Source organism: Pseudomonas kielensis (assembly GCF_014236655.1).
GTDB classification, from domain to species: Bacteria; Pseudomonadota; Gammaproteobacteria; order Pseudomonadales; family Pseudomonadaceae; genus Aquipseudomonas; species Aquipseudomonas kielensis.
This window is the reverse complement of the sequence record NZ_JACMYG010000005.1, coordinates 170,086-195,933: the sequence shown is the minus strand read 5'-3', so window position 1 is coordinate 195,933 and position 25,848 is coordinate 170,086. Positions and strand designations below refer to the sequence as shown.

Below are 25,848 nucleotides of genomic sequence, written 5' to 3'. Positions count from 1 at the left end.
GCTCACCTCTTGCTCTTGATCGCAGTGCCGAGCACTTGCAGGTAGGAGACCAGGGCGTCCATCTCGGTCTTGCCCTTGAGCGTGGCGACTGACCCGGCGATGTCCTCGTCGGTGTAGGGCACGCCCAGGGTGCGCATGACCTTGAGCTTGGTTTCGGTGTTGCTGCTGTCCACGGCCTGGGTGACCAGCCATGGATAGGCCGGCATTTTCGATTCCGGTACCACGTTGCGCGGGTTGTACAGGTGGGCACGGTGCCAGTCATCGGAGTAGCGACCGCCGACTCGGGCCAGGTCCGGGCCGGTACGCTTGGAGCCCCACAGGAACGGGTGGTCCCAGACGCTTTCTCCGGCTACCGAGTAGTGGCCGTAACGTTCGGTCTCGGCGCGGAACGGCCGGATCATCTGCGAGTGGCACTGCACGCAGCCTTCGCGGATGTAGATGTCGCGGCCTTCCAGTTGCAGCGCGGTGTAGGGCTTCATGCCTTCGACCGGCTTGTTGGTGACGTCCTGGAAGAACAGCGGGACGATCTGCGTCAGACCGCCGATGCTCACCGCAAAGACCATCAGCAACAGCAGCAGGCCGACGTTTTTTTCAATCGTTTCGTGTTTCATGGTGGACTCCTCAGGCCATCTGCGCCGCGGCGGCGACTTCGGCTGGTTGGGCCTCACGCACGGTGCGCCAGGTGTTGTAGGCCATCAGGAACATGCCGCTCAGGAAGATCGCCCCGCCGACCAGGCGTACGACGAAGCCTGGGTGGCTGGCCACCAGGGTTTCCACGAAGGAGTAGGTCAGGGTCCCGTCTTCGTTGACGGCGCGCCACATCAGGCCCTGGGCGATGCCGTTGACCCACATCGAGGCGATGTAGAGCACGGTGCCGATGGTGGCGAGCCAGAAGTGCGCGTTGATCAGGCCGACGCTGTGCATCTGCTCGCGGCCGAAGATTTTCGGGATCATGTGGTACAGCGCGCCGATGGAGATCATCGCTACCCAGCCGAGTGCGCCGGCGTGTACGTGGCCGATGGTCCAGTCGGTGTAGTGGGAGAGGGCGTTGACCGTCTTGATGGCCATCATCGGCCCTTCGAAGGTCGACATGCCGTAGAACGCCAGGGACACCACCAGGAAGCGCAGGATCGGGTCGCTGCGCAACTTATGCCAGGCCCCCGAGAGGGTCATCATGCCGTTGATCATGCCGCCCCAGCTCGGCGCCAGCAGAATCAGTGACATCACCATGCCCAGCGACTGAGCCCAGTCCGGCAGCGCGGTGTAGTGCAAGTGGTGCGGGCCGGCCCAGATGTACAGGGTGATCAGGGCCCAGAAGTGCACGATCGACAGGCGATAGGAGTACACCGGGCGCTCGGCCTGTTTCGGCACGAAGTAGTACATCATCCCGAGGAAGCCAGCGGTGAGGAAGAAGCCTACGGCGTTATGGCCGTACCACCACTGGACCATGGCATCGGTCGCACCGGCATATACCGAGTAGGACTTGGTCAGGCTGACCGGCAGTTCCAGGTTGTTGACGATGTGCAGGATGGCCACGGTGATGATGAATGCACCGAAGAACCAGTTGCCGACGTAGATGTGCTTGGTCTTGCGCTTCATCAGCGTGCCGAAGAACACGATGGCGTAGGCGACCCAGACGATGGTGATCAGGATGTCGATCGGCCATTCCAGTTCGGCGTATTCCTTGGAGCTGGTGTAGCCCAGCGGCAGGGTGATGGCTGCCAGCAGGATCACCAGTTGCCAGCCCCAGAAGGTGAACGCGGCGATTTTTGGCGCGAACAATTGCGTCTGGCAAGTGCGCTGGACCGAGTAGAACGAGGCGGCAAACAGCGCGCAGCCACCAAAGGCGAAGATCACCGCGTTGGTGTGCAACGGGCGCAGGCGACCGAAGCTGGTCCACGGCAAATTGAAGTTCAGTTCAGGCCAGACCAATTGAGCCGCGAGAAAAACCCCGAGGCCCATGCCGACGATGCCCCAGACCACCGTCATAATGGCGAATTGGCGGACCACCTTGTAGTTATAGGCGGTACTTATAGAAGTGTTCATGGTTCCCCATCCACGGTTCAGCCGAAGTGAAGGCGTCTGCGCAAGGCACGAACGCTCCCTTCGCCTGGAGTTATAGGCAGATTAAAAGCGAGGCAAGCATGGACAAAGAGCACAAGGCCAGTATTGACGGGGATCAATGGGCGCGGTGTGTGCGTGAACAGGGATGGCTGTGGAATGGTGCCTCGACGCCGGCCGTGGCGACCCTGATTCTTGCCCATGGCGCGGGTGCGCCGATGGACAGCGCCTGGATGAGTGACATGGCTGCACGCCTTGCTGCCCGCGGGGTCAATGTGTTGCGCTTCGAGTTTCCCTACATGGCCCAGCGACGCCTGGACGGCGGTCGGCGCCCCCCCAATCCGGCGCCGAAGCTGCTCGAGTGCTGGCGAGAGGTGTATCGCCTGGTGCGACGTCATGTCGCTGGGCGCCTGGCCATTGGCGGCAAGTCCATGGGCGGGCGGATGGCCAGTTTGCTGGCGGACGAGTTGGGTGCGGATGCGTTGGTGTGCCTGGGGTATCCGTTTTACCCAGTGGGTAAGCCGGAGAAGCCGCGAGTGGAGCATTTGGCTGGATTAACAACCCGAACCTTGATTGTCCAGGGTGAGCGGGATGGGTTGGGCAATCGGGATACGGTGGAGGGTTATGACTTGGCGCCTTGCATCGAGCTGATGTGGCTGGTGGCAGCGGATCATGACTTGAAGCCGCTGAAGGCTTCTGGGGTTAGTCATGAGCAGCATTTGGCGGCGGCTGCGCAGGGGATTGCGGAGTTTTTGCGGTAGTTGGGTGGATCAAGATCAAGAGCTGTAGGCGAGCTAACGCTCGCTGTAGGAGCAACTGTCTTAACCTCGATCCCCCGTAGCGATCAATCGCAATCAGCGGTTGAAGCGCTCCACCAGCGAGTACTGGGTATTCGCGGTCCGGGTCAGCTCTTCGCTGAGGAGTGCCGAGTTCTGCGCCTGTTCCGAGGTCTGGTCGGCCAGATGGGAAATGTTGCTGATGTTGCGGCTGATTTCTTCGGCCACGGCGCTCTGCTCCTCGGTGGCGGCGGCGATCTGAGTGGTCATGTCGGTGATGTTGGCCACCGCCTCGCTGATGCCCACCAGGGCCTGATCTGCTTCCAGGACCCGTGCCACGCCTTCTTCTGCCTGGCGATGGCCGGCTTCCATGGTTTGCACGGCGGTGCTGGCGGTTTGCTGGAGCTTGGCGATCAGGCTGTGGATTTGCCCGGTCGACTCGCTGGTGCGTTGCGCCAGTTGCCGGACTTCGTCGGCCACCACTGCAAAACCCCGGCCCATCTCGCCGGCGCGGGCCGCTTCAATGGCGGCGTTGAGGGCCAGCAGGTTGGTCTGGTCGGCAATGCCTTTGATCACATCGACCACACCGCCGATTTCGTCGCTGTCCTTGGCCAGTTGGGTCACGGTCAGGCCGGTTTCCCCGACCACCACCGACAGGCGCTGGATGGCGTCGCGGGTTTCCCCGGCGATATCGCGGCCGCGTCCGGTCAGGCGGTTGGCCTCCTGGGTCGCGTCTGCGGTGCGCTGGACGTGGCTGGCCACTTCCTGGGTGGTGGCGGCCATCTGGTTGACGGCGGTGGCCACCTGCTCGGTTTCCACGCGCTGACGCTCCAGGCCCGTGGAGCTGTTGTGGGCCAGTTGGTCAGACTGGCGCGCCTGCTCGGTCAGGTGCTCGGCAGTGTCCTGAAGGCGGGTCAGGCAGGTTTTCAAGCGGGCTTCCTGGCTGAGGATCGACATCTCCAGGCGCGCCTGGGCGCCACGGCTGTCGGTGTACATCTGGGCGATCAGCGGGTCGGAGGTGGTCTGCTCGGCGAGGCGCAACAGACGTTTGAGGCCGCGTTGTTGCCAGCTCAACCCGAGCAGGCCCAGGGGCACCGAAAGGCCGGCAGCGAGGGCAAAGCCCCATTGCGAGTTGAGGGTGGCGCCGATCATGAAGCTCAGTTGGCTGACCAGAATGAACGGCAGCCAGTCCTGCAGCACCGGCAGCCATTTGTCACGCTGGGGAACGGCGGACTTGCCCTGGTTGATGCGCTGGTACAGGGTCTCGGCGCGGCGGATCTGCTCGGCGGTGGGCTTGACCCGCACCGACTCGTAGCCGATCACCTGGTTGCCTTCGAACACCGGGGTCACGTAGGCGTTGACCCAGTAGTGGTCACCGTTCTGGCAGCGATTCTTGACAATGCCCATCCATGGCAGGCCTTGTTTTAATGTGCCCCACATATGCGCGAAGACCGCCGACGGGACGTCGGGGTGACGGACCACATTGTGCGGCGCACGGATCAGCTCTTCACGGGAGAACCCACTGATTTCGACGAAAGCGTCGTTGCAGTAGTTGATCACGCCTTTGGCATCGGTGGTGGAAATCAACCGTTGCTGTGCCGGGAAGGTCCGTTCGCGTTGAGTGATGGGCTGGTTATTACGCATGGCTTTTTCAATCCGCAAGGCTTTGACAGGGTTTCGGCCAGTCCGGTGAATTATTGAAATTATTTTTCAGGAAGTCGGCGCTGCGTCGCAAAACGACCGATGCGTCATTAGCGGAGTGGGCCTACAGCACTCAAGGAAACGTCTGATTTATTTCCCGCGAGCGCCTCATCTAGCGTGCGTCCTTTCGTCAAATCGACAGGGAACAATCTGGCATGAAGCGCTACCACATCACCGTCGGGGCCAAGACCACTGCCGACGGCACCGTAATGACCGGCTACGAATTCTGGACCATCGATGGCCAGCCCATCGCCCGCGAAGGCGATGAAGTGGCTTGTCCAGCCTGCGACAGCACTGGCGTCATCGTCTGCGACGGCCCGCACCTGGTGGACCTTATGCAAGGACGCCCCACCGCCCTGGACGGTGACCTCTGTCACTGCAAGTGCGACCCACCACCACGCCTGATCGCCAACCAGACCCTGCAGTGCCAGGAGTTCAAGGACCTCGCACCAGATCCGCGCTTCACGCCGCCGTCCGCTTCGGCCACATCCCAGCAGCCTGCAACCGGGCCGCGCTCCTCCAATTTCACTGCAACACCCAGCCGCCCCACACCCACCTTCACCGAACGACCTGGAAGGGCCTGCGAAAATCTCTGGATCAGTTACCAGCAACTAGCCGAGTCCATCGTCGCACCGGGCGGCCAGTTGATCGCCGATCCCAAGGCCCGCAACTGCGCGATCAACGCCGCCTACGCCCGACTGTGGCTGCAGGACCCGCGTTTCCAGTGGGCCGGCCTCGCCGCCTTCGCATCAAAACAGGTGGGTTGTGGCTTGCTGCATGCCGCAGATTCGATCGACCGGATCCAGGCTGAATATGACGCCGAGCAGCAACTGCAACAGAGTGCCAGGTCAGGCTTCTATGGCTTGCTCGAGCCCAGCGAACGCGAGCGACAGGCCAGACTCCAGACCTTCCAGCAAGCACAACGTGACTACGAGCACGCGCTGCGCAACAACCCGCTGCCAGGCATCGATTTCAGGCCCGAGGGCGAACTGTCCTACGCGCAGCAGTTGTACCAACACGTGTACAAGATGTTGTCCATGGGTAATACCACGCTGTTCCTGGACGTGTATCCGTTGCATGTTTTTTATCAAGAGCGGGGGATGTCGGCGCTGGAGGCCTGCTTACCTTCGCGGAAAAACATCTATGGAAATGTTCAGAATCCGGTGCTGTGGCCTGTGGCGCAGGAAAGGCTGGCATTCGGCGCAGACCACGATGAAATCCTGGAAAGTTTTCAGGCCATCGAGGGCGGTCGTATCGCCGAGGGTGTTAAGTTTCTCGCGACGCACGAACAGGTCAATATCTTGCAGCCGACAATGTACAGCGACCTGAAATTAGTCGCCTTGCTGCGTGGCAATCATCTTTCCCACGTTGTTAATTTCCCCTCGGGCGCCGCACAAGCCATCGAGCTGACGCTGGCCAGCCAGTGTCAGCGGGTCGATGACGGACGCACAATCGGATTCGGCAGTAATCCCTTTGCCGACCTGTCCGACGTCAAGCAGCGTATGAGCTTTGTGCTCAAGGCCGCCGCGAAATTTGATGAGTTGCTACAGGGAAATGATCGCTACCTGATTACCCAGTCGATTCGGGATATCGCTTCAGCTCAGGCCTTACGATGACCTGGCTCGCAACGCTGGGTTGGCAATACCAGCGGATTGCACAGGTGGTCATTATTCTTTTGGCGCTGGCGGCGATTCGCCTGTATGCCCAATCCGGCGAGCCAGAGATTGCGCTGGTAATTGGCGAACCCTATGAGGCGATGCGCCAACGCTCCAGTGCTGCGATTGCTCCGGCCATCCCCGGGGAAGTGTCATTCAATATTCCCATGTCGGATGCGCGCCTGCGATTCACAGACCCTCAGTACGGGTTTGTGACGCCATCGGCGCGTTTTTTTACGGTGATATACCGGGATGAGTTGATTCACAGCATCCGCATGTCCCCGCAAATCGAGCCCCTGTTACTCGATGACGCCCTCAAGGTCGTACTGGATCTGCAGGAGCAGTGGCGCAAGGGCGGCTGGACGCCGAATCGGGCCGGGGACTTTCCGTCGTTCGCCGATACCCCCCAATGGCGTGCCCAACTGCGCGAAGTCAATAAAGGCGGTACGGCTTACTGGCTAGCGGGTGACAAGTATCAGGTCATGCTCATGGTTAATCGCTTTCGCGACTATAAGCGGCCCACAGAGGAGCGTTACCTCATCACGCTTGGGCTTTCCAAGTCACGAGGCGTGAAATGAGTCGGTTTGCAGCTATGGGACTTGTACTCGCGCTGCTGAAAAGGCAGCGCGAGTACCCACCTAAAAGCGTTCGGGGTGCCCTTACGAGGCAATCAACTGGCGCAACACGTAGTGCAGGATCCCCCCGGCCTTGAAGTACTCCACTTCATTGAGGGTGTCGATCCGGCACAGCACTTCGACTTTCTCGCGGCTGCCGTCCTCGCGGGTGATGATCAGGGGCAGGTTCATCCGTGGCGTCAGTTCCACGCCGCTGAGCCCCTGGATGCTCAGGGTTTCCTTGCCGGTGAGGTTCAGGCTCTTGCGGTTCTGGTCGAGCTTGAACTGCAGCGGCAGGACGCCCATGCCCACCAGGTTGGAGCGGTGAATTCGCTCGAAGCTCTCAGCGATCACCGCCTTGATCCCCAGCAGGTTGGTGCCCTTGGCGGCCCAGTCGCGGCTGGAGCCGGTGCCGTATTCCTGCCCGGCGATCACCACCAGCGGGGTGCCGGCGGCCTGGTAGCGCATGGCTGCGTCATAGATCGCCATTTTCTCGCCAGTGGGGATGTACAGGGTGTTGCCACCTTCTTCGCCACCGAGCATTTCATTGCGGATGCGAATGTTGGCGAAGGTGCCGCGCATCATCACTTCATGGTTGCCGCGCCGTGAGCCGTAGGAGTTGAAGTCCCGTGGCTCGACCCCTTTTTCGCGCAGGTAGCGGCCGGCCGGGCTGTCGGCCTTGATGTTGCCGGCGGGGGAGATGTGGTCGGTGGTCACCGAGTCGCCGAGCAGCGCCAGTACCCGGGCGTGATTGACGTCCTCGACCACTGGCGGCGGGCCGTCGATGTGGTCGAAGAACGGCGGGTGCTGGATGTAGGTGGAGTCTGGCTGCCAGACGTAGGTGGCCGCTTGAGGCACCTCGATGGCCTGCCACTGTTCGTCGCCGGCGAATACTTCGGCGTACTCCTTGTGGAACATGGCGGTGTTGACCTGGTTGACCGCATCGGCGATCTCTTGGGTGCTGGGCCAGATGTCGCGCAGGTACACCGGGTTGCCGTCCTTGTCGTCGCCCAGTGATTCGCGGCTGATATCAATGCGCACTGTGCCGGCCAGTGCATAGGCCACCACCAGCGGGGGCGAGGCGAGCCAGTTGGTTTTCACGAGGGGATGGACCCGGCCTTCAAAGTTGCGGTTGCCCGACAGCACCGAGGCGACGGTGAGGTCCGAGCCTTGGATGGCTTTTTCGATTGGCTCCGGCAAGGGGCCGGAGTTGCCGATGCAGGTGGTGCAGCCGTAACCCACCAGGGCAAAGCCCAGTTGATCGAGGTATTGGGTCAGGCCGGCGGCTTTGTAGTAGTCGGTCACCACTTTGGAGCCGGGCGCCAGGGAGCTCTTGACCCAGGGTTTGCGCCGCAGGCCTTTTTCCACGGCTTTTTTCGCCACCAGCCCGGCGGCCATCATCACGCTGGGGTTGGAGGTGTTGGTGCAGGAGGTGATGGCGGCAATGACCACGGCGCCGTTTTTCAGGCGATAGGTCTGACCCTCGTATTGGTAATCCGCCTCGCCGACCAGGTCGGCATTGCCTACGGCCACACCGCCACCGCCTTCACTTTCCAGGCGGCCTTCTTCCTTGCTGGTGGGCTTGACCTGCAGCCCGAGGAAATCGCTGAAGGCCTGGGCCACGTTGGGCAGCGAGACCCGGTCTTGCGGGCGTTTTGGCCCGGCGAGGCTGGCTTCGACGCTGGCCATGTCCAGCGCCAGGCTGTCGCTGAACACCGGCTCCTGGCCGGGCAGGCGCCACAGGCCCTGGGCTTTGCTGTAGGCCTCCACCAGCTTGACCACCGCAGTCGGACGCCCGGACAGGCTCAGGTAGTCCAGCGTTACCTGGTCCACCGGGAAGAAGCCGCAGGTCGCGCCGTACTCCGGAGCCATGTTGGCAATGGTGGCGCGGTCGGCCAGGGGCAGTTCGGCCAGGCCGTCGCCGTAGAACTCGACAAATTTGCCCACCACGCCTTTCTTGCGCAGCATCTGGGTCACGGTCAGCACCAGGTCGGTGGCGGTGATGCCCTCCTTGAGCTTGCCCGTGAGCTTGAAGCCGATCACTTCCGGAATCAGCATCGACACCGGTTGGCCGAGCATCGCCGCTTCGGCCTCGATCCCGCCGACACCCCAGCCCAGCACCCCGAGGCCGTTGATCATGGTGGTGTGGGAGTCGGTGCCCACCAGGGTGTCGGGGAAGGCATAGGTACGGCCGTCCTCGTCTTTGGTCCACACCGTGCGCCCGAGGTATTCAAGGTTCACCTGGTGGCAGATGCCGGTGCCCGGCGGGACCACGCTGAAGTTGTCGAAGGCGCTCTGGCCCCAGCGCAGGAAGGCGTAGCGTTCGCCATTGCGCTGCATTTCGATGTCGACGTTCTCTTCGAACGCACTGCTGCTGGCGAATTTGTCGACCATTACGGAGTGGTCGATCACCAGGTCCACCGGCGACAGCGGATTGATGCGTTGCGGGTCGCCGCCGGCCTTGGCCATGGCGGCACGCATGGCGGCCAGGTCGACCACCGCTGGTACTCCGGTAAAGTCTTGCATCAATACCCGCGCCGGGCGGTACTGGATTTCCCGGTCGCTGCGCCGCTCCTTGAGCCAGCCGGCGAGGGCCTTGAGATCGGCGCCGGTGACGGTTTTCCCATCCTCCCAGCGCAGCAGGTTTTCCAGCAGTACCTTGAGCGACATCGGCAGCTGGTCGAGGTTGCCCAGGGCTTTGGCAGCCGTCGGCAAGCTGAAGTAGTGATAGGTCTTGTCGTCGACTTGCAGGGTGCTAAGGGTTTTCAGGCTATCGAGGGACGGCATTGAAATGACTCCTTTGAGTCCGCACGGCTACGGACTGACGGGACGGACAGAGCATTAAACCTAGCTCTGTTTTAAGTAGCTGGCTAATTACTGGACTCTATGGGCGGGTCCAGGGTTCCGAAGTCAGTTATCATGCGCCGGTTTTCGTGACAGGCTTTGCTACAGGGCAAGTTTGCGCGCACTTGCCCAGGAGATTTAATGAACATCCTCTTTATGCATTGCCGGCCGGGCTTCGAAGGTGAAGTCTGCTCGGAGATCGCCGAACATGCTGCGCGTTTGAACGTAGCCGGCTACGCCAAGGCCAAAACCGCCAGCGCCTGCGCCGAGTTCGTCTGCACCGAGGAAGACGGCGCCGAGCGCTTGATGCGCGGCCAGCGTTTTGCCCAGTTGATCTTCCCGCGGCAATGGGCGCGCGGAATCTTTATCGACCTGCCGGAAACCGATCGCATCAGCGTGATCCTCGCCCACCTGGCGGATTTCCCGGTGTGCGGCAGCCTGTGGCTGGAAATGGTCGATACCAATGACGGCAAGGAACTGTCGAACTTCTGCAAGAAATTCGAAGGCCACCTGCGCAAGGCGCTCATGGCGGCTGGCAAGCTGGTTGAAGACCCGCACAAGCCACGTTTGCTGCTGACCTTCAAAAGTGGGCGCGAAGTGTTCATGGGCCTGGCGGAAGCCAACAACTCGGCCATGTGGCCGATGGGTATTCCACGCCTGAAGTTTCCCCGTGAAGCGCCAAGCCGCTCCACCCTGAAACTGGAAGAGGCCTGGCACCACTTCATCCCGCGTGACCAGTGGGATGAGCGCCTGCACAGTGACATGACCGGCGTCGACCTCGGTGCCGCCCCGGGTGGCTGGACCTGGCAACTGGTCAATCGGGGCATGCTGGTCACGGCTATCGACAACGGGCCGATGGCTGAAAGCCTGATGGACACCGGGCTGGTGCAGCACTTGATGGCCGACGGCTTCACCTTCAAGCCCAAGCAGCCGGTGGACTGGATGGTCTGCGACATCGTCGAGAAGCCGGCGCGCAACGCGGCGATGCTGGAAGAGTGGATCGGTGACGGGCATTGCCGCGAAGCGGTGGTCAACCTGAAGCTGCCGATGAAGCAGCGTTATGCCGAAGTGAAGCGCTTGCTCGAGCGCATCGCGGAAGGTTTCAAGGCCCGCGGGATTCGGGTCGATATCGGCTGCAAGCAGCTGTATCACGACCGCGAGGAAGTGACCTGCCATTTGCGCCGGCATGATGTGAAAAAAACCAAATCCCGTTGAGCGGGGCCCATTGCGAGCGGGATCGCTGCCACAGTAATGGTGTTACGCCATAGCTGACGCAGCCCCCGGCTTTGCGCGACAATGCCGGCACGTTTCAGGAGTCAGACATGAGTGAATTGATCCATACGCCGGTTGACGGCACCCTCGACGCCACCGGCCTGAACTGTCCGGAACCGGTGATGATGCTGCACCAACACATTCGCGACCTGGTCCCCGGCGGCCTGCTCAAGGTGATTGCCACGGACCCTTCGACCCGTCGCGACATTCCCAAGTTCTGCGTGTTTCTCGACCATGAACTGGTCGGCCAGCATGAAGACAGCGGCACCTACCTGTACTGGATTCGCAAGAAGTCCGTTTAGCCGGCGGTTACAGGGTCGGTGGTGCGCTGATGAATACGAATCCGCTTGCGGGCACTGCGCACCAGGCGGATCGACAGCATCAGCGCCGCGCAGCTCAGGCCGGCGATCAGGCCTTCCCACAAGCCGCTCGGGCCGCTGGCCGGGCCGAACCAGTCGGTCAGTCCCAGTACGTAGCCCACCGGCAGGCCGATGCCCCAATAGGCGAACAGGGTCAGGATCATCGTCACCCGGGTGTCCTGATAGCCCCGTAGCGCCCCGGCGCAGATCACCTGGATCGCATCGGAGAACTGGTACAGCGCGGCATACACGATCAGCATCGAGGCGATCTGGATCACACTCTGGTCAGGGGTGTAGATCGAGGCGATGGGTTCGCGCAACAGCAGGATCAGGCCCGCCGAGAATGCCGCAAACACCAGGGCCGCACCCAGCCCGACCTTCGCCGCGAAACGTGCCTGGTAGGGGTTGCCGGCACCCAGTGCCTGGCCGACCCGGACGGTGACCGCCATGCCCAACGAGTAGGGAATCATGAACAGCAGCGAGCTGATGTTCAGAGCGATCTGGTGCCCGGCCACCACGGTCGAGCCGAGGCTGCCGATCAGCAGGGCAATGACCGCGAAGATGCTCGATTCGGCGAACACCGCGATGCCGATCGGCAGGCCGATGCCGATCAGGCGCTTGATCACCGCCCATTGCGGCCGATCGATCCGCACCAGCACCCGGGTGCGGGCATAGAAGGGCGCCCAGCGGGTCCAGCCAGCCATGCTCAGCGCCATGAACCACATCACGATGCCACTGGCCCAACCGCAGCCAACGCCGCCCATGGCCGGCAGGCCGAAGTGGCCGTAGATCAGCGCATAGTTGAGCGGGATGTTGAGCAGCAGGCCGCTCAGGCCGATGGCCATGCTCGGGCGGGTACGCCCCATGCCATCGCTGTAGCAGCGCAGCACGTAGTAGAAGGCGATACCTGGAAAACCGAATGCGATGCCCTGCAGATAGCCCATGCTCGGGTCGATCAGCTGCGGGTCGACTTTCATCCAGTGCAGGATCGGCTCGGCGCTGAGCAACAGGCCGCTGCCCAGCAGACCGACGAACAACGCCAGCCACAGGGCCTGGCGGGTCAGAGGGCCGATCTGCTCGAATTGCCCGGCGCCAAAACGTTGGGCGACCTTGGGGGTGGTGGCCAGCAGCACGCCGGTCATCAACAGGTACACCGGAATCCAGATCGAGTTACCCAGGGCCACTGCCGCCAGGTCCTTTGGGCTGACCCGGCCGGCCATCACCGCATCGACAAACCCCATGGCCGTGGTGGCCAGTTGCGCGACCATGATCGGCAAGGCCAGGCCGAGCAGGCCTTTGAGCTCCAGGCGAACCGGGGTGGTGCGGGGTGGAACAGTAGCGGTGGTGCTGTCAGTCACGGCGTTCACAGGCGAAGCGTCCAAAGGGTTTTGATGCGCAAGGCGGCGCATTCTACGCCCTGACGCAGCAGTCAGGAAAACTCCAGTGTTGTGGATTTGTAATCGCCGCCTCTGGTGGGAGCTGCGCTACACTGCCGGTCCGCCAAAGGAGCCTGCCATGCTGATTGTTGCTGACGAAAATATTCCGCTGCTCGACGCCTTCTTCGAAGGTTTCGGCGAAATCCGCCGCGTGCCGGGCCGGTCCATCGATCGCGCCACCGTCGAGCAAGCCGATGTGCTGCTGGTGCGCTCGGTGACCCACGTCAGTCGCGACCTGCTGCAAGGCAGCAAGGTGCGGTTTGTCGGCACCTGCACCATTGGCACCGATCACCTGGACCTTGAGTACTTTGCCGAGGCCAATATCGGTTGGTCCAGCGCCCCGGGTTGCAACGCCCGTGGTGTGGTCGACTATGTGCTGGGCAGCTTGTTGACCCTGGCCGAGATCGAAGGCGTGGCGCTGGCCGAGCGCACCTTTGGGGTGGTCGGCGCTGGCCAGGTGGGTGGGCGGCTGGTCAAGGTGCTGCAAGGCCTGGGCTGGAAGGTGCTGGTCTGCGACCCGCCGCGCCAGGCGGCCGAGGGGGGCGATTACGCCAGCCTTGAGCACGTCATCGCGCAATGCGATGTGATCAGCCTGCACACCCCCTTGACCCCGTCGACCCGGCACCTGTTTGATCGCCAGCGCCTGGAGCAGCTCAAGCCGGGTGCCTGGTTGATCAATGCCAGTCGCGGCCCGGTGGTGGATAACCAGGCGCTACGCGAAGTGCTGCTGGAGCGCGAAGACCTGCAGGCGGTACTGGACGTCTGGGAGGGCGAGCCGAGTGTCGATATTGCCCTCGCCGAATTGTGCGTGATCGCGACCCCCCATATCGCTGGCTACAGCCTCGATGGCAAGCAACGTGGCACGGCCCAGATTTATCAGGCGTTGTGCCAGTTCCTCGGTCAGCCGGCGAGCGTGTCGCTGGATCAACTGCTGCCCGCTCCCTGGCTGGCGCAGGTCAGCCTGAGCGCCAGTTGCGATCCAGCCTGGGCGCTGGCGATGCTCTGCCGTGGGGTCTACGACCCGCGCCGCGACGATGCGGATTTTCGGCGCAGCCTGGTGGTCAGCGGAGCCGAGCAGCGCACGGCGTTTGACCTGTTGCGCAAGCACTACCCGGAGCGCCGCGAGATTGACGGGCTGCGCGTGCAGATCGAAGGCCAGTCGCCGGAGTTGCGTCAGATCGTGGCAGCCTTGGGTGCGCAGGCGCTCTAGCGCAATCGCGGCCATAAAAAACCCGGCCTAGGCGGGCCGGGTTCGAAGATATCAGGCGATATGTCACTTATGTTCGGCAGGCTTGACCAATCGCTGTTCCAGTTCGCGGCATGCGCTCTGGATCATGTCTTCAGTGATCGGTACTTCGCGGCCTTGGGCGTCAATAATGGCGCACCCCAGAGACTGGTGCGGCTGCGTGCGAATCACTTGAATCTTGTCATCGCTGCTGTGTTGCAAGGACATGGCCTGTCTCCTCATCAGGTTGTGCGCTTACTCTAAATCCGCCAGGTGACCACACTGTGACAGCTCTACGCAGGGCGATCAGGCGGTATCTCCACTCCACCAGAAATACTCTTTAACTTCCAGCCGGACATTAGACCAATAGCATCTAGGCGCTATTGTTACAGGTCATATTCAATCCGACTGATTACGATTTACCCAAGTTCCCTTGAATTGACCGGTGTACGCTGGCCCGCGTTAATTCTTTCAGTTGGCCCTTTTGGATGATCCTGATGCTGTCAGCCCGCCACCGTCGCGCGATTCGTTTGTCCCTGCAATTTATTACGCCGTATCGCTGGCAGGCCTTGGGTGCCTTGCTGGCGCTGATCGTCACCGCCGGCATTACCCTGTCCATGGGGCAGGGCATCCGCCTGCTGGTGGACCAAGGCTTCATGACCCAATCGCCGCACCTGCTCAACCAGAGCATTGGCCTGTTCCTGCTGCTGGTGGTGGGGCTGGCGATGGGGACCTTCACCCGCTTTTACCTGGTGTCGTGGATTGGTGAGCGCTGCGTGGCGGACATCCGTCGGCAGGTGTTCAATCACCTGATCTACCTGCATCCCGGGTTTTACGAGGACAACCGCAGTTCCGAGATCCAGTCGCGCCTGACCGCCGATACCACCTTGCTGCAATCGGTGATCGGTTCGTCGCTGTCGCTGTTCCTGCGCAATGCCTTGATGGTGATCGGCGGTATCGTGCTGCTGTTCATCACCAACCCGAAGTTGACCAGCATTGTGGTGGTGGCGCTGCCGTTGGTGCTGGCGCCGATCCTGATTTTCGGCCGGCGGGTACGCAGCCTGTCGCGCCTGAGCCAGGACCGGATTGCCGATGTCGGCAGCTATGTGGCCGAGACCCTGGGCCAGATCAAGACGGTTCAGGCCTACAACCATCAGGCCCAGGACGAGCAGCGTTTTGCGGCCACGGTGGAGCAGGCGTTCGACACCGCGCGCAAACGCATTCTGCAGCGTGCCTGGCTGATCACCCTGGTCATCATCCTGGTGCTCGGCGCAGTCGGGGTGATGCTCTGGGTCGGTGGCATGGACGTCATTGCCGGGCGCATCAGCGCCGGGGAGCTGGCGGCGTTCGTGTTCTACAGCCTGATCGTCGGCAGTGCCTTTGGCACCCTGAGCGAGGTGATTGGCGAGCTGCAGCGGGCTGCCGGTGCGGCCGAGCGGATTGCCGAGTTGCTGCGTGCGGAAAACATCATCCAGCCGCCGCCCACTGGCCTGGTAACCTTGCCCGAGCGGGTGCGCGGCGAACTGCAACTGCAGGAGGTGCGCTTCAGCTACCCTTCGCGCCCGCAAAGCTTTGCCGTCGACGGTTTGAGCCTGCGGATCAACGCTGGCGAAACGCTGGCGCTGGTCGGGCCTTCGGGAGCGGGCAAGTCGACGGTGTATGACCTGCTGCTGCGCTTCTATGACCCGCTGCAGGGGCAGATTCTGCTGGATGGCGTAGACCTGACACTACTCGACCCGCAGGACCTGCGTCGCTGCTTCGCCCTGGTCTCACAAAACCCGGCGCTGTTTTTTGGCAGCGTTGAGGAGAACATTCGTTATGGCAAACCCGAGGCAACCCTGGCACAGGTCCAGGAGGCCGCGCGGATTGCCTACGCCCACGACTTTATCGAGCAGATGCCCGCCGGCTACCAGACCCACCTGGGTGATGGCGGGCTGGGGCTTTCCGGTGGTCAGCGCCAGCGCCTGGCCATCGCCCGCGCCTTGCTGGTGGATGCACCGATCCTGCTACTGGACGAGGCCACCAGCGCCCTCGATGCCCAGAGCGAGTACTTGATCCAGCAGGCCCTGCCGAGCCTGATGAAAAACCGCACCACACTGGTCATCGCCCATCGCCTGGCCACAGTGAAAAACGCCGACCGGATCGCCGTGATGGACCAGGGCAAGCTGGTGGCGGTGGGCACTCATCAGCAGCTGATTGACAGCAATGCGTTGTATGCACGGCTGGCGGCGTTGCAGTTCAGTGATGGGCATGAGGTGTCATAAGGGAAGGGGCCGGGTTTTCCGCTCTCAGGGCGGCAGGATGCTGTTTAGGGGTGTTGAACCGACCCAGTAACCGACCTAGTAGTCCAGCTGTTGTGGGGGATCCGTGGGCCGGTAGGATTCGCACCCAAGGCCAGCTAAATCCTGCCAAAAAAAAGCCCGCATCCCATGATGCGGGCTTTTCTTCAGTCAGGAAGGTTACTGATCATCAAAATAGCGCTCATGCCAATCCACCAGCGGTTGGGGTGAGTTGAGCTTCTGCCCGTAGATCACCGAATAAGACAGCACGTTCTGCACATACTGGCGGGTTTCGTCGAACGGGATGCTTTCCACCCAGACGTCGAAGCTCAGGTGGTCGGCGCCGCGCAGCCATTGGCGCACGCGACCGGGGCCGGCGTTGTAGGCGGCGGAGGCGAGTACCCGGTTGCCGTTGAACTGGCTGTGGACTTGGCTCAGGTAGGCCGCGCCAAGCTGGATGTTGGTGTCCGGGTTCAGCACTTGCTGGGGCGAGGCCAGGGGGATGTTGAACTTGCGCGCGGTTTCCTTGGCGGTGCCGGGCATCAGTTGCATCAGGCCGCTGGCACCGACGCCAGAGCGGGCGTCATCCATGAAGGCGCTTTCCTGGCGGGTAATGGCAAACACCCAGCTGGAGTGCAGGCCACGCACCTTGGCTTCGCGCACCAGGGTGTTGCGGTGGGCCATCGGGAAGCGGATGTCCAGGTCGTCCCAGTATTGCGCCTGGCTGATGGTGCGGATGGCCGGGAAGTACCATTTCAGGTCATAGGCCAGCTTGGCCTGGGCGACCATTTCGTCGCGGTTGAAGTGGCGACTGACGTGGTACCACTCGCGGCGGCCGTCGACGATCTGCCCACGGGCATGGAATTCCAGGGCGCGGCGCACCCCGGGAGTATTGCGCACTTTGTTGATCAAGGCCTGGCTCATCACCAGGGGCTTGTTGTTCAGCGAATACGCAGACTGCGAGCGGTCGGCGGCGAGGAAGCCATAGAAGTCCCGCTCACGGGCGAGGCTGCGGTACAGGGTCTGCGCTTGCGGGTTCTGCGGTTGTGCCAGTTCCAGGCTGCGGGCCTGCCAGTAGCGCCAGCGATTGGTGGTGGCCAGGTCTTGCGGCAGGCGCTGGGTCAACTGATAGGCGTCGTTCCAGCGGGCCAGGCGCAGCAGCAGGCGCAGGCGCCATTCGGACACGGTGTTGTCACGCAGTTCCGGGTCGTACTTGGTCATTACGTCCAGGGCGCGGCTGTCGAAGCGGCGGGCCAGGGTCAGGCCGATCTCCCGGGCAATCGCGACTTTTTCATCGCGGGAAAAATGCATGCTGCTGGCATAACCGTCGAGCAGGGCCATGGCCTTTTCCGGGTCCTGGCGGGCCAGGCGGCGCAAGCCCAGGCTGACCACATCGGCCATGGGCTCATCCGCCGGGGTGAAGCGCGATGGCTGGTTCAGCAGTTCGGGTTTTTGCGCCACGTCCACCAGCAGGCGGCCACGGGGTGCCAGGGTGGTCATGCTGCTGACCAGGCTGTTGGCCAGCGCGTAGTTGCGAGCCTGGGCGGCCAGCTTGGCGCGTTCCCAGCGTTTCTGTTCGGTGAGTTGGCCTTGGGCCGCCCACATGCCGAACAGGGTGTCGCACGCGGCCGGCTGGGATTTGCCGGTCAGCCAGAGTTTTTCGGTGTTGGCGTAGCCTTCAGCCTTGAGGTTGTGGCTGATCTGGTACTGCGCGTTGAGGCAGTCCAGCTCGGTGAAATTGAGCTTGGGATCGTAGTATTTCTGGAAGGTCGCCCAGTCCCCGCGATCGGCCAGCCAGCGCAACCAGCGCAACTTCATCCAGTTGGCCTGGGGCAGGTCGCCGTGCTCGGCGAGGAATTTCTCGATTTCGGCGTTGCTCGCGCTTTTCAGGCGGGCGGTCAGTTCGTCATACGCCAGGTAGGGCTCCAGCGGGTAGTCCGCGAGAGCCTGGCTGTAGCGAAAATACGGACCGGTGTCACCCTTGGCCAGGGCGCGCTTGGCTTCGTCGTAATACAGGCGTTGGGTAGACAGGTCCACTGCCTGGGCGGATTGAGCGGCAGTGGCGGAAAGGAGCAGACAGGATAAAAAGCTGAAGAGGCGACTGCGCATGAGACATCCGGGCAGAGAAATCGTGACAAGTGCCAGCAGGTGCCAGCACTGATTATCTGTAGCTTAGCCTTTTGCCAGCAACGGGTGAAAGCTTTGCCGGCCCGCCGGCACAAGTTCGCAACAATTAATGTGCAGAGTGCTCCTACAGTGAAAATGCCAGCCTTCTGACGCCTCAAGTCAGGTAGAATGCGCGCCCAGTTTTTGGAGAAGCTCATGACCCTGCTCAAATTCAGCGATGTGTCCCTTGCTTTCGGCTCTATGCCGTTGTTGGACAAGGTGTCCTGGCAGATCGCCCGTGGTGAGCGGGTGTGCATCATCGGCCGCAACGGCACAGGCAAGTCCAGCATGATGAAGCTGGTCAAGGGCGATCAGAAGCCCGATGACGGCTCCGTCTGGCGCGCACCTGGCCTCAAGATTGGCGAATTGCCGCAAGAATTGCCGGTGGCCGACGAGCGGACCGTATTCGACGTGGTGGCCGAAGGCCTGGACGGTGTCGGCGAGCTGCTCGCGCAGTACCACCACCTGAGCCAGAACATTGTCACCGACGCCGACCTGGACAAGCTGATGCACGTCCAGCACGACCTCGAAGCCCGTGACGGCTGGCGCTTGCAGCAATTGGTCGACAGCACCCTGAGCCGTCTGCAATTGCCTGCCGACAAGACCCTCGCCGAATTGTCCGGTGGCTGGCGTCGTCGCGTCCTGCTGGCGCAGGCGCTGGTTTCCGAGCCGGACCTGCTGCTGCTCGACGAACCAACCAACCACCTGGACATCGGTGCGATTGCCTGGTTGGAAGAAGCCCTGAAGGATTTCCAGGGCGCCGTGCTGTTCATCACGCACGACCGTTCATTCCTGCAGAACCTTGCCACCCGCATCCTCGAACTGGATCGCGGCGGGCTGATCGACTGGAACGGCGACTACGCCAGCTTCCTGGTGCACAAGGAAGCCACGCTGGCGGCCGAAGAGACCGCCAACGCGCTGTTCGACAAAAAGCTGGCCCAGGAAGAAGTCTGGATCCGCCAGGGCATCAAGGCCCGTCGCACCCGTAACGAAGGCCGCGTACGTGCCCTCAAGGCCCTGCGCGTCGAGCGTAGCGAGCGCCGCGAGCGCACCGGCAAGGCGAACATTCAGCTGGACACCGCTGACAAATCCGGCAAGCAGGTGATGGTCCTCGAGAACGTGAGTTTTGCTCACCCGGGTGGTCCATTCCTGATCAAGGATTTCTCGATGGTCCTGACGCGCGGCGACCGTATCGGCCTGCTCGGCGCCAACGGTACCGGCAAGACCACCTTGCTCAAGCTGATGCTCAACGGTCTGCAACCGACCAGCGGCAAAGTGGAAGAGGGCACGCGCATCGACGTGGCTTACTTCGACCAGTTGCGCCACCAGTTGGACCTGGAAAAAACCGTGATCGACAACGTTGCCGAAGGTCGCGATTTCATCGACATCGACGGCCAGAGCCGCCACGTGCTGAGCTACCTCGGTGACTTCCTGTTCAGCCCGCAGCGTGCCCGCACGCCGGTCAAGGCGCTGTCCGGGGGCGAGCGTGCCCGTCTGTTGCTGGCCAAGTTGTTCAGCAAACCAGCCAACCTGCTGGTGCTCGACGAACCGACCAACGACCTGGATGTGGAAACCCTCGAGTTGCTGGAAGAGGTCCTGCTGACCTTCAACGGCACCGTGCTGATGGTCAGTCACGACCGGGCATTCCTCGACAACGTGGTGACCAGCACCCTGGTCTTCGAAGGTGAAGGCAAGGTGCGTGAATACGTCGGCGGCTACCAGGACTGGCTGCGCCAGGGTGGCTCGCCACGCCTGCTGGGCGTGACCGAGAGCAAATCGGGCAAGGCTGACCTGAACTCGGCTGTGGTCGCTGCGGCGCCTGCACCTGCGCCAGCGGTGGAAGCACCCGCGGCCAAAAAGAAGCTCAGCTACAAGTTGCAGCGTGAGCTCGAAGCCCTGCCGGGTCAGATCGAAGCCATGGAGCAGCAGATCGCGGCCGTCGAAGCGCAAATGGCCGACGCCAGCTTCTATCAGCGTCCCGCTGCCGAGACGGCGGCCGTGATTGCCCAGCTGGAGCAGTTGCAGGCTGAGCTTGAGGTGATGGTCGAGCGTTGGGCCGAGCTGGATGCCTGAGTGATCTTGCAGTAAAAAAGCCCGGCGCTCAGTGATGAGTGCCGGGCTTTTTGTATGCAGCAGGCTCGAATCGAACCCCTGTAGGAGCGGGTGTCAGCTTTTGACTAGGCGAACCGCCAGCACATCGCACGGCGCGCCGTGCAGCACGTCATTGGCGGTGGAGCCCAGCAGCAATGCCAGGCCGTGACGGCCATGGCTGCCAACCACGATCAGGTCGCAGGCCTGTTCCTTGGCGAAATGGTGGATTTCCTGGCGCGGCTGGCCGTAGGTCAGGTGGCTGCAGTCCTTGGTCAGCTCCGGATATTTGAGGATCAGGCGCTCGAGGCGTTCCTTGGCCTGGTCGAACTGCTGTTGTTGCAGTTGCGACAGGTCCATCGGCACGTCACCACCAAAGGCCATGGCCATGGGTTCGACGATGTGCACCAGGGACAGTTTGGCGCTGTTGCTCACCGCCAGCTCGCGGGCGCGGTGAATCACGGGATCGCATTCTTCGGTTAGATCGACGGCGACCAGAATATGGTGGTAGGGCATGGGGTGCACCTCCTGAGGATTGCGATAAGGGTAAGTATGGCTGGTTTCAAGCGTATTGGTTTCGACAGAGATCAATGCGCCCATCAAGAATCGGGAGTACAGATATGACGGTCTGGATAGTGGTGTCAATCCTTGCGGTAATGCTCAGCCCCCTGGCATGGCTCGCCCCGTCGCGTCGCCAGGGCGGCAGGATGGCCCTGCGCATGGAGGCGCGACGCATCGGCCTGGCCATGCAGTTGGCGCCGCAGGAGTGGCCGCACTGGCTGCAGCCGGAGCCCCCCAGCCCGTGTGCGCAGTACCACCGGCCGCGCCGTGGCAACCGGCCGGCGTGTTGGAGCTACTGGCAGAAAGCCCCGGGCCTGTGGGTCAATCAGTGGCAGGAGCCCTGCGAGGATCCGGCCTTGCTGATTCATTTCGAAAAGTTGCCAGGCAACGTCTACAAGGTCGAAGCGGACAAGCAGATGATCACCCTGTATTGGGGCGAGAAGGGCGAGCCCCAGGTGCTGCAGCAGATCGATGCCACCCTCAAGGCGCTCGCCTGAGCGCGGTGCGTTTAATGACGGGCAATAAAAAGCCCGACAATCAGCATCGGGCTGGAGTTGGCCAGGCAGGCCGGAAACGTTCTGTCGTACTGATCCTACGCTGGATATCCCTCCCAGCGCGCTGATTTTTCCTCTATCGCCCCTGCCAGCGTAGCTGTTAAAGCAGCGCTTGCTGCAGATTAGGGCGACGATTCTAAATATTGATTCTATGAATGACAGCACATGCAGCCGCGTGTTGCTGGTCTTCGTGGTACGGAAATGACCGCAAAGTCGCGTTTCAACCAGCGTTTTGGGCGATTGACAATTGTCGGAAATTCCGTGAAGGTGGCGTACCCAAATCAAACGGGCGTATGAATTGAGCGTTTGTATTTCAGAGCGCTCCTACAGAATCCCGACTATCGCGTTGGCGGGTGTGCCTGGTGGAATGGCGTTAGCATCGACCGTAGCGTCTATGCCCAGCCAGGACATCAGCGTCCGACGTGTACTGTTCAGCTTCCATATCGTGGAGATCAGTTGATGATTTACGAAGGTAAAGCCATCACGGTTAAGGCTCTTGAAAGTGGCATCGTCGAACTGAAGTTCGACCTCAAGGGTGAGTCCGTCAACAAGTTCAACCGTCTAACCCTGAACGAACTGCGTCAGGCCGTGGACGCCATCAAGGCAGATGCGTCGGTCAAGGGCGTGATCGTCAGCAGCGGTAAAGACGTGTTCATCGTCGGCGCCGACATCACCGAATTCGTCGACAACTTCAAGCTGCCGGATGCCGAGCTGGTTGCGGGCAACCTCGAAGCCAACAAGATTTTCAGCGATTTCGAAGACCTCAACGTGCCAACCGTCGCCGCGATCAACGGCATCGCGTTGGGTGGCGGCCTGGAAATGTGCCTGGCCGCGGATTACCGCGTCATGTCCACCACGGCCAAGATCGGTCTGCCGGAAGTCAAGCTGGGCATCTACCCAGGCTTCGGCGGTACCGTGCGCCTGCCGCGCCTCATCGGTGCCGACAACGCCATCGAGTGGATTGCCGCCGGCAAGGAAAACCGTGCTGAAGACGCACTGAAAGTCGGTGCGGTGGATGCTGTGGTTGAAGCTGACAAATTGCAGGAAGCTGCGCTGGAGCTGATCAAGCGTGCCATTTCTGGCGAGTTCGACTACAAGGCCAAGCGTCAGCCGAAGCTGGAAAAGCTCAAGCTCAACGCCATCGAGCAAATGATGGCGTTCGAAACCGCCAAGGGTTTTGTCGCCGGTCAAGCTGGCCCGAACTACCCGGCGCCGGTTGAAGCGATCAAGACCATCCAGAAAGCCGCGAACTTCGGTCGCGACAAGGCCCTGGAAATCGAAGCGGCCGGTTTCGTCAAACTGGCCAAGACCTCTGCTGCGCAGAGCTTGATCGGTCTGTTCCTGAACGATCAGGAGCTGAAGAAAAAGGCCAAGGCCTACGACGAAATCGCCAAGGATGTGAAACAGGCTGCCGTATTGGGCGCCGGTATCATGGGTGGCGGTATCGCCTATCAGTCGGCGTCCAAAGGCACGCCGATCCTGATGAAGGACATCAACGAGCACGGTATCGAGCAAGGCCTGGCAGAGGCTGCCAAGCTGTTGGTGGGTCGCGTGGATAAAGGTCGCATGACCGCCGCGAAAATGGCTGAAGTGCTCAACGGCATTCGTCCTACCCTGTCCTACGGCGACTTCGGACATGTCGACCTGGTGGTTGAAGCCGTGGTCGAGAACCCGAAGGTCAAGCAAGCTGTGCTGGCTGAAGTCGAAGACCAGGTCAACGAGGACACCATCCTCGCGTCCAACACCTCGACCATTTCCATCAGCCTGCTGGCCAAGGCCCTCAAGCGTCCGGAAAACTTCGTCGGCATGCACTTCTTCAATCCGGTGCACATGATGCCGCTGGTGGAAGTGATCCGTGGCGAGAAGTCCAGCGAGCTGGCTGTGGCCACCACCGTTGCCTATGCCAAGAAAATGGGCAAGAACCCGATCGTGGTCAACGACTGCCCGGGCTTCTTGGTCAACCGCGTCCTGTTCCCGTACTTCGGCGGTTTCGCCAAGCTGGTCAGCGCCGGTGTGGACTTCGTGCGTATCGACAAGATCATGGAAAAATTCGGCTGGCCGATGGGCCCGGCGTACCTGATGGACGTGGTCGGCATCGACACCGGTCACCACGGTCGTGACGTGATGGCTGAAGGCTTCCCGGACCGCATGAAAGACGACCGTCGTTCGGCTGTTGACGTGCTCTACGAAGCCAAGCGTCTGGGCCAGAAGAACGGCAAGGGCTTCTACGCCTACGAGACCGACAAGCGCGGCAAGCAGAAGAAAGTCGCCGACCCGTCGGTGCTGGAAGTGCTCAAGCCAATCGTTTACGAGCAGCGCGAAGTCACTGACGAAGACATCATCAACTGGATGATGATCCCGCTGTGCCTGGAAACCGTGCGTTGCCTGGAAGACGGCATTGTCGAGACGGCTGCCGAAGCCGACATGGGCCTGGTCTACGGTATTGGTTTCCCTCCATTCCGTGGCGGTGCACTGCGCTACATCGATTCGCTCGGTGTTGCCGAGTTCGTTGCCCTGGCTGACCAGTACGCTGATTTGGGCGCGCTGTACCACCCGACCGCAAAACTGCGTGAGATGGCCAAGACCGGCCAGCGGTTCTTCGGTTAAGCGTCCAACTTTTGAGCGAGAGTGAAATTTTATGAGCTTGAATCCTAGAGACGTCGTGATTGTCGACTTTGGTCGTACTCCGATGGGCCGCTCCAAGGGCGGCATGCACCGCAACACCCGTGCTGAAGACATGTCGGCGCACCTGATCAGCAAACTGCTGGAACGCAACGTCAAGGTCGACCCGAACGAAGTCGAGGACGTGATCTGGGGCTGCGTCAACCAGACCCTGGAGCAGGGCTGGAACATCGCCCGCATGGCGTCCCTGATGACGCAGATCCCGCACACCGCTGCAGGCCAGACCGTCAGCCGCCTGTGTGGCTCGTCCATGAGTGCCCTGCACACTGCCGCGCAAGCGATCATGACCGGCAACGGTGACGTATTTGTCGTCGGCGGCGTCGAGCATATGGGTCACGTGAGCATGATGCACGGTGTCGATCCGAACCCGCACATGTCGCTGTACGCGGCCAAAGCCTCGGGCATGATGGGCCTGACCGCGGAAATGCTGGGCAAGATGCACGGCATTACCCGCGAGCAGCAAGATGCCTTCGGCGTGCGCTCCCACCAACTCGCCCACCAGGCGACCGTGGAAGGCAAGTTCAAGGACGAAATCATCCCGATGCAGGGTTACGACGAGAACGGTTTCCTGAAGCTGTTCGACTACGACGAAACCATTCGTCCGGAAACCACCCTGGAAAGCCTGGCGGCATTGAAGCCAGCGTTCAATCCAAAGGGCGGCACCGTGACAGCCGGTACTTCGTCGCAGATCACCGATGGTGCTTCGTGCATGATCGTGATGTCGGCGCAGCGTGCCCAGGACCTGGGTATCCAGCCAATGGCGGTGATCCGTTCGATGGCAGTGGCGGGTGTGGATCCGGCGATCATGGGCTATGGTCCAGTACCGGCGACACAAAAAGCATTGAAGCGCGCGGGTCTGAGCATCTCCGACATCGACTTCTTCGAGCTCAACGAAGCTTTCGCCGCACAGGCCCTGCCGGTGCTGAAAGATTTGAAAGTGCTCGACAAGATGAACGAGAAGGTTAACCTGCACGGCGGCGCGATCGCCCTGGGCCACCCATTCGGTTGCTCCGGTGCACGTATCTCCGGCACCCTGCTCAATGTCATGAAGCAGAATGGCGGCACCTTCGGTGTATCGACCATGTGCATTGGCCTCGGCCAGGGCATTGCCACCGTCTTCGAACGCGTTTAAGCGTTGCGTTGACGGAAGCCGGGGCCAAGTGCCCCGGTTTTTGTTTTTCTGAAGATTTTTTTGTTTTTTATTTCGACGTATTTGAACGAGGCCCAGAGCATGCCGATCCAACCCGGGCTCTACCAGCATTACAAAGGTCCGCAGTACCGTGTTTTCAACGTTGCACGGCACTCCGAAACCGAAGAGGAAGTGGTCTTCTACCAAGCCCTGTATGGCGATTACGGCTTTTGGGTGCGCCCTTTGAGCATGTTCCTGGAGTCGGTCGAAGTTGACGGCGAGCAGGTCCCGCGCTTTGCTTTGGTGCAGGCCGAACCCAGCCTTTTTTCCCGGCCATAAGCGCAAGTCGCGCAGAACCCTGCGCTTGACCTCACCTTGTTGCCACTATATATAGCGGTGCCGCGTCAGGCGCCAACCGCCTTTCACTTCTCGAATTCAGGAATTTT

At 61.5% G+C, this 25,848-nt stretch carries 20 protein-coding genes; 12 read left to right on the top strand and 8 right to left on the bottom strand.

The window, feature by feature from the left end; translation table 11 throughout:
• Positions 1-2: 2 nt before the first annotated feature.
• Both ccoO and ccoN read right to left on the bottom strand, forming a co-directional pair.
• Positions 3-611: a cytochrome-c oxidase, cbb3-type subunit II gene (ccoO, locus tag H7995_RS07230; RefSeq protein ID WP_095165359.1), complete on the bottom strand. Its 609-nt coding sequence runs from the start codon at positions 609-611 to the stop codon at positions 3-5.
• A gap of 10 nt (positions 612-621) precedes the next feature.
• A complete protein-coding gene (gene ccoN / locus H7995_RS07225) occupies positions 622-2,046 on the bottom strand; it encodes a cytochrome-c oxidase, cbb3-type subunit I (protein WP_166590113.1) in 1,425 nt (474 codons plus the stop codon).
• Positions 2,047-2,144: 98 nt separating this feature from the next.
• Here ccoN and H7995_RS07220 point away from each other — a divergent pair, with 98 nt between their 5' ends.
• Positions 2,145-2,822, top strand: a complete 678-nt coding sequence (locus tag H7995_RS07220; protein WP_185818168.1) for an alpha/beta family hydrolase — start codon at positions 2,145-2,147, stop codon at positions 2,820-2,822.
• Positions 2,823-2,915: 93 nt separating this feature from the next.
• Here H7995_RS07220 and H7995_RS07215 read toward each other — a convergent pair whose 3' ends face one another.
• Positions 2,916-4,481, bottom strand: coding sequence for a methyl-accepting chemotaxis protein (locus tag H7995_RS07215; protein ID WP_166590115.1), 1,566 nt, complete (start codon positions 4,479-4,481; stop codon positions 2,916-2,918).
• A 212-nt stretch (positions 4,482-4,693) separates the two neighbouring features.
• Here H7995_RS07215 and H7995_RS07205 point away from each other — a divergent pair, with 212 nt between their 5' ends.
• Positions 4,694-6,154: a PAAR domain-containing protein gene (locus H7995_RS07205; protein WP_244647652.1), complete on the top strand. Its 1,461-nt coding sequence runs from the start codon at positions 4,694-4,696 to the stop codon at positions 6,152-6,154.
• Positions 6,151-6,771 carry a hypothetical protein gene (locus H7995_RS07200; RefSeq protein ID WP_185818167.1) on the top strand — a complete coding sequence of 207 codons (621 nt, stop codon included), beginning with the start codon at positions 6,151-6,153 and terminating at the stop codon, positions 6,769-6,771. Before H7995_RS07205 ends, H7995_RS07200 begins: the two co-directional genes overlap by 4 nt.
• A gap of 81 nt (positions 6,772-6,852) precedes the next feature.
• Here H7995_RS07200 and acnA read toward each other — a convergent pair whose 3' ends face one another.
• Positions 6,853-9,594 (bottom strand): aconitate hydratase AcnA, encoded by a 2,742-nt coding sequence (gene acnA / locus H7995_RS07195; protein WP_185818166.1) that lies wholly within the window; start codon positions 9,592-9,594, stop codon positions 6,853-6,855.
• 198 nt (positions 9,595-9,792) lie between these two features.
• On the opposite strand from acnA, the gene rlmM reads away from it, so the two are divergent.
• Both rlmM and tusA read left to right on the top strand, forming a co-directional pair.
• On the top strand, positions 9,793-10,866 hold the full coding sequence (gene rlmM / locus H7995_RS07190; RefSeq protein WP_166591872.1) for a 23S rRNA (cytidine(2498)-2'-O)-methyltransferase RlmM: 1,074 nt from the start codon (positions 9,793-9,795) through the stop codon (positions 10,864-10,866).
• A 107-nt stretch (positions 10,867-10,973) separates the two neighbouring features.
• Positions 10,974-11,225 carry a sulfurtransferase TusA gene (tusA, locus tag H7995_RS07185; protein ID WP_371927888.1) on the top strand — a complete coding sequence of 84 codons (252 nt, stop codon included), beginning with the start codon at positions 10,974-10,976 and terminating at the stop codon, positions 11,223-11,225.
• Here tusA and H7995_RS07180 read toward each other — a convergent pair.
• A complete protein-coding gene (locus tag H7995_RS07180; protein ID WP_166591873.1) occupies positions 11,222-12,649 on the bottom strand; it encodes an MATE family efflux transporter in 1,428 nt (475 codons plus the stop codon). The genes tusA and H7995_RS07180 overlap by 4 nt on opposite strands.
• Before the next feature lie 148 nt (positions 12,650-12,797).
• Here H7995_RS07180 and pdxB point away from each other — a divergent pair, with 148 nt between their 5' ends.
• Entirely contained in the window at positions 12,798-13,928 is a 1,131-nt protein-coding gene (gene pdxB, locus H7995_RS07175) for a 4-phosphoerythronate dehydrogenase PdxB (protein ID WP_166591874.1), read from the top strand.
• 63 nt (positions 13,929-13,991) lie between these two features.
• Here the strand turns inward: pdxB and H7995_RS07170 are convergent, their stop codons facing one another.
• On the bottom strand, positions 13,992-14,171 hold the full coding sequence (locus H7995_RS07170; RefSeq protein ID WP_166591875.1) for a PA1571 family protein: 180 nt from the start codon (positions 14,169-14,171) through the stop codon (positions 13,992-13,994).
• A 260-nt stretch (positions 14,172-14,431) separates the two neighbouring features.
• On the opposite strand from H7995_RS07170, the gene H7995_RS07165 reads away from it, so the two are divergent.
• Entirely contained in the window at positions 14,432-16,207 is a 1,776-nt protein-coding gene (locus H7995_RS07165; protein ID WP_185818165.1) for an ABC transporter transmembrane domain-containing protein, read from the top strand.
• A gap of 195 nt (positions 16,208-16,402) precedes the next feature.
• Here H7995_RS07165 and H7995_RS07160 read toward each other — a convergent pair whose 3' ends face one another.
• Positions 16,403-18,331 (bottom strand): transglycosylase SLT domain-containing protein, encoded by a 1,929-nt coding sequence (locus H7995_RS07160; protein WP_166591877.1) that lies wholly within the window; start codon positions 18,329-18,331, stop codon positions 16,403-16,405.
• 213 nt (positions 18,332-18,544) lie between these two features.
• Between H7995_RS07160 and H7995_RS07155 the strand changes: the two genes are divergently transcribed.
• Positions 18,545-20,461 carry an ATP-binding cassette domain-containing protein gene (locus H7995_RS07155; RefSeq protein WP_166591878.1) on the top strand — a complete coding sequence of 639 codons (1,917 nt, stop codon included), beginning with the start codon at positions 18,545-18,547 and terminating at the stop codon, positions 20,459-20,461.
• A 93-nt stretch (positions 20,462-20,554) separates the two neighbouring features.
• Here H7995_RS07155 and H7995_RS07150 read toward each other — a convergent pair whose 3' ends face one another.
• On the bottom strand, positions 20,555-20,992 hold the full coding sequence (locus H7995_RS07150) for a universal stress protein (RefSeq protein WP_166591879.1): 438 nt from the start codon (positions 20,990-20,992) through the stop codon (positions 20,555-20,557).
• A gap of 104 nt (positions 20,993-21,096) precedes the next feature.
• Between H7995_RS07150 and H7995_RS07145 the strand changes: the two genes are divergently transcribed.
• From H7995_RS07145 to H7995_RS07130, 4 genes are all read left to right on the top strand, one after another.
• Entirely contained in the window at positions 21,097-21,534 is a 438-nt protein-coding gene (locus tag H7995_RS07145; protein ID WP_182341349.1) for a hypothetical protein, read from the top strand.
• Positions 21,535-22,050: 516 nt separating this feature from the next.
• Positions 22,051-24,198 carry a fatty acid oxidation complex subunit alpha FadB gene (gene fadB, locus H7995_RS07140; RefSeq protein ID WP_185818164.1) on the top strand — a complete coding sequence of 716 codons (2,148 nt, stop codon included), beginning with the start codon at positions 22,051-22,053 and terminating at the stop codon, positions 24,196-24,198.
• Positions 24,199-24,229: 31 nt separating this feature from the next.
• Positions 24,230-25,405, top strand: coding sequence for an acetyl-CoA C-acyltransferase FadA (fadA, locus tag H7995_RS07135; protein ID WP_166591882.1), 1,176 nt, complete (start codon positions 24,230-24,232; stop codon positions 25,403-25,405).
• Positions 25,406-25,504: 99 nt separating this feature from the next.
• Positions 25,505-25,741 (top strand): DUF1653 domain-containing protein, encoded by a 237-nt coding sequence (locus H7995_RS07130; RefSeq protein ID WP_095165329.1) that lies wholly within the window; start codon positions 25,505-25,507, stop codon positions 25,739-25,741.
• The last annotated feature ends 107 nt before the right edge of the window (positions 25,742-25,848 follow it).

What these genes read in the sequence shown, in the direction of transcription:
- ccoO (WP_095165359.1), bottom strand. Translation starts at nt 611, where the DNA reads ATGAAACACGAAACGATTGAAAAAAACGTCGGCCTGCTGCTGTTGCTG.
- ccoN (WP_166590113.1), bottom strand. Translation starts at nt 2,046, where the DNA reads ATGAACACTTCTATAAGTACCGCCTATAACTACAAGGTGGTCCGCCAA.
- H7995_RS07220 (WP_185818168.1), top strand. Translation starts at nt 2,145, where the DNA reads ATGGACAAAGAGCACAAGGCCAGTATTGACGGGGATCAATGGGCGCGG.
- H7995_RS07215 (WP_166590115.1), bottom strand. Translation starts at nt 4,481, where the DNA reads ATGCGTAATAACCAGCCCATCACTCAACGCGAACGGACCTTCCCGGCA.
- H7995_RS07205 (WP_244647652.1), top strand. Translation starts at nt 4,694, where the DNA reads ATGAAGCGCTACCACATCACCGTCGGGGCCAAGACCACTGCCGACGGC.
- H7995_RS07200 (WP_185818167.1), top strand. Translation starts at nt 6,151, where the DNA reads ATGACCTGGCTCGCAACGCTGGGTTGGCAATACCAGCGGATTGCACAG.
- acnA (WP_185818166.1), bottom strand. Translation starts at nt 9,594, where the DNA reads ATGCCGTCCCTCGATAGCCTGAAAACCCTTAGCACCCTGCAAGTCGAC.
- rlmM (WP_166591872.1), top strand. Translation starts at nt 9,793, where the DNA reads ATGAACATCCTCTTTATGCATTGCCGGCCGGGCTTCGAAGGTGAAGTC.
- tusA (WP_371927888.1), top strand. Translation starts at nt 10,974, where the DNA reads ATGAGTGAATTGATCCATACGCCGGTTGACGGCACCCTCGACGCCACC.
- pdxB (WP_166591874.1), top strand. Translation starts at nt 12,798, where the DNA reads ATGCTGATTGTTGCTGACGAAAATATTCCGCTGCTCGACGCCTTCTTC.
- H7995_RS07170 (WP_166591875.1), bottom strand. Translation starts at nt 14,171, where the DNA reads ATGTCCTTGCAACACAGCAGCGATGACAAGATTCAAGTGATTCGCACG.
- H7995_RS07165 (WP_185818165.1), top strand. Translation starts at nt 14,432, where the DNA reads ATGATCCTGATGCTGTCAGCCCGCCACCGTCGCGCGATTCGTTTGTCC.
- H7995_RS07160 (WP_166591877.1), bottom strand. Translation starts at nt 18,331, where the DNA reads ATGCGCAGTCGCCTCTTCAGCTTTTTATCCTGTCTGCTCCTTTCCGCC.
- H7995_RS07155 (WP_166591878.1), top strand. Translation starts at nt 18,545, where the DNA reads ATGACCCTGCTCAAATTCAGCGATGTGTCCCTTGCTTTCGGCTCTATG.
- H7995_RS07150 (WP_166591879.1), bottom strand. Translation starts at nt 20,992, where the DNA reads ATGCCCTACCACCATATTCTGGTCGCCGTCGATCTAACCGAAGAATGC.
- H7995_RS07145 (WP_182341349.1), top strand. Translation starts at nt 21,097, where the DNA reads ATGACGGTCTGGATAGTGGTGTCAATCCTTGCGGTAATGCTCAGCCCC.
- fadB (WP_185818164.1), top strand. Translation starts at nt 22,051, where the DNA reads ATGATTTACGAAGGTAAAGCCATCACGGTTAAGGCTCTTGAAAGTGGC.
- fadA (WP_166591882.1), top strand. Translation starts at nt 24,230, where the DNA reads ATGAGCTTGAATCCTAGAGACGTCGTGATTGTCGACTTTGGTCGTACT.
- H7995_RS07130 (WP_095165329.1), top strand. Translation starts at nt 25,505, where the DNA reads ATGCCGATCCAACCCGGGCTCTACCAGCATTACAAAGGTCCGCAGTAC.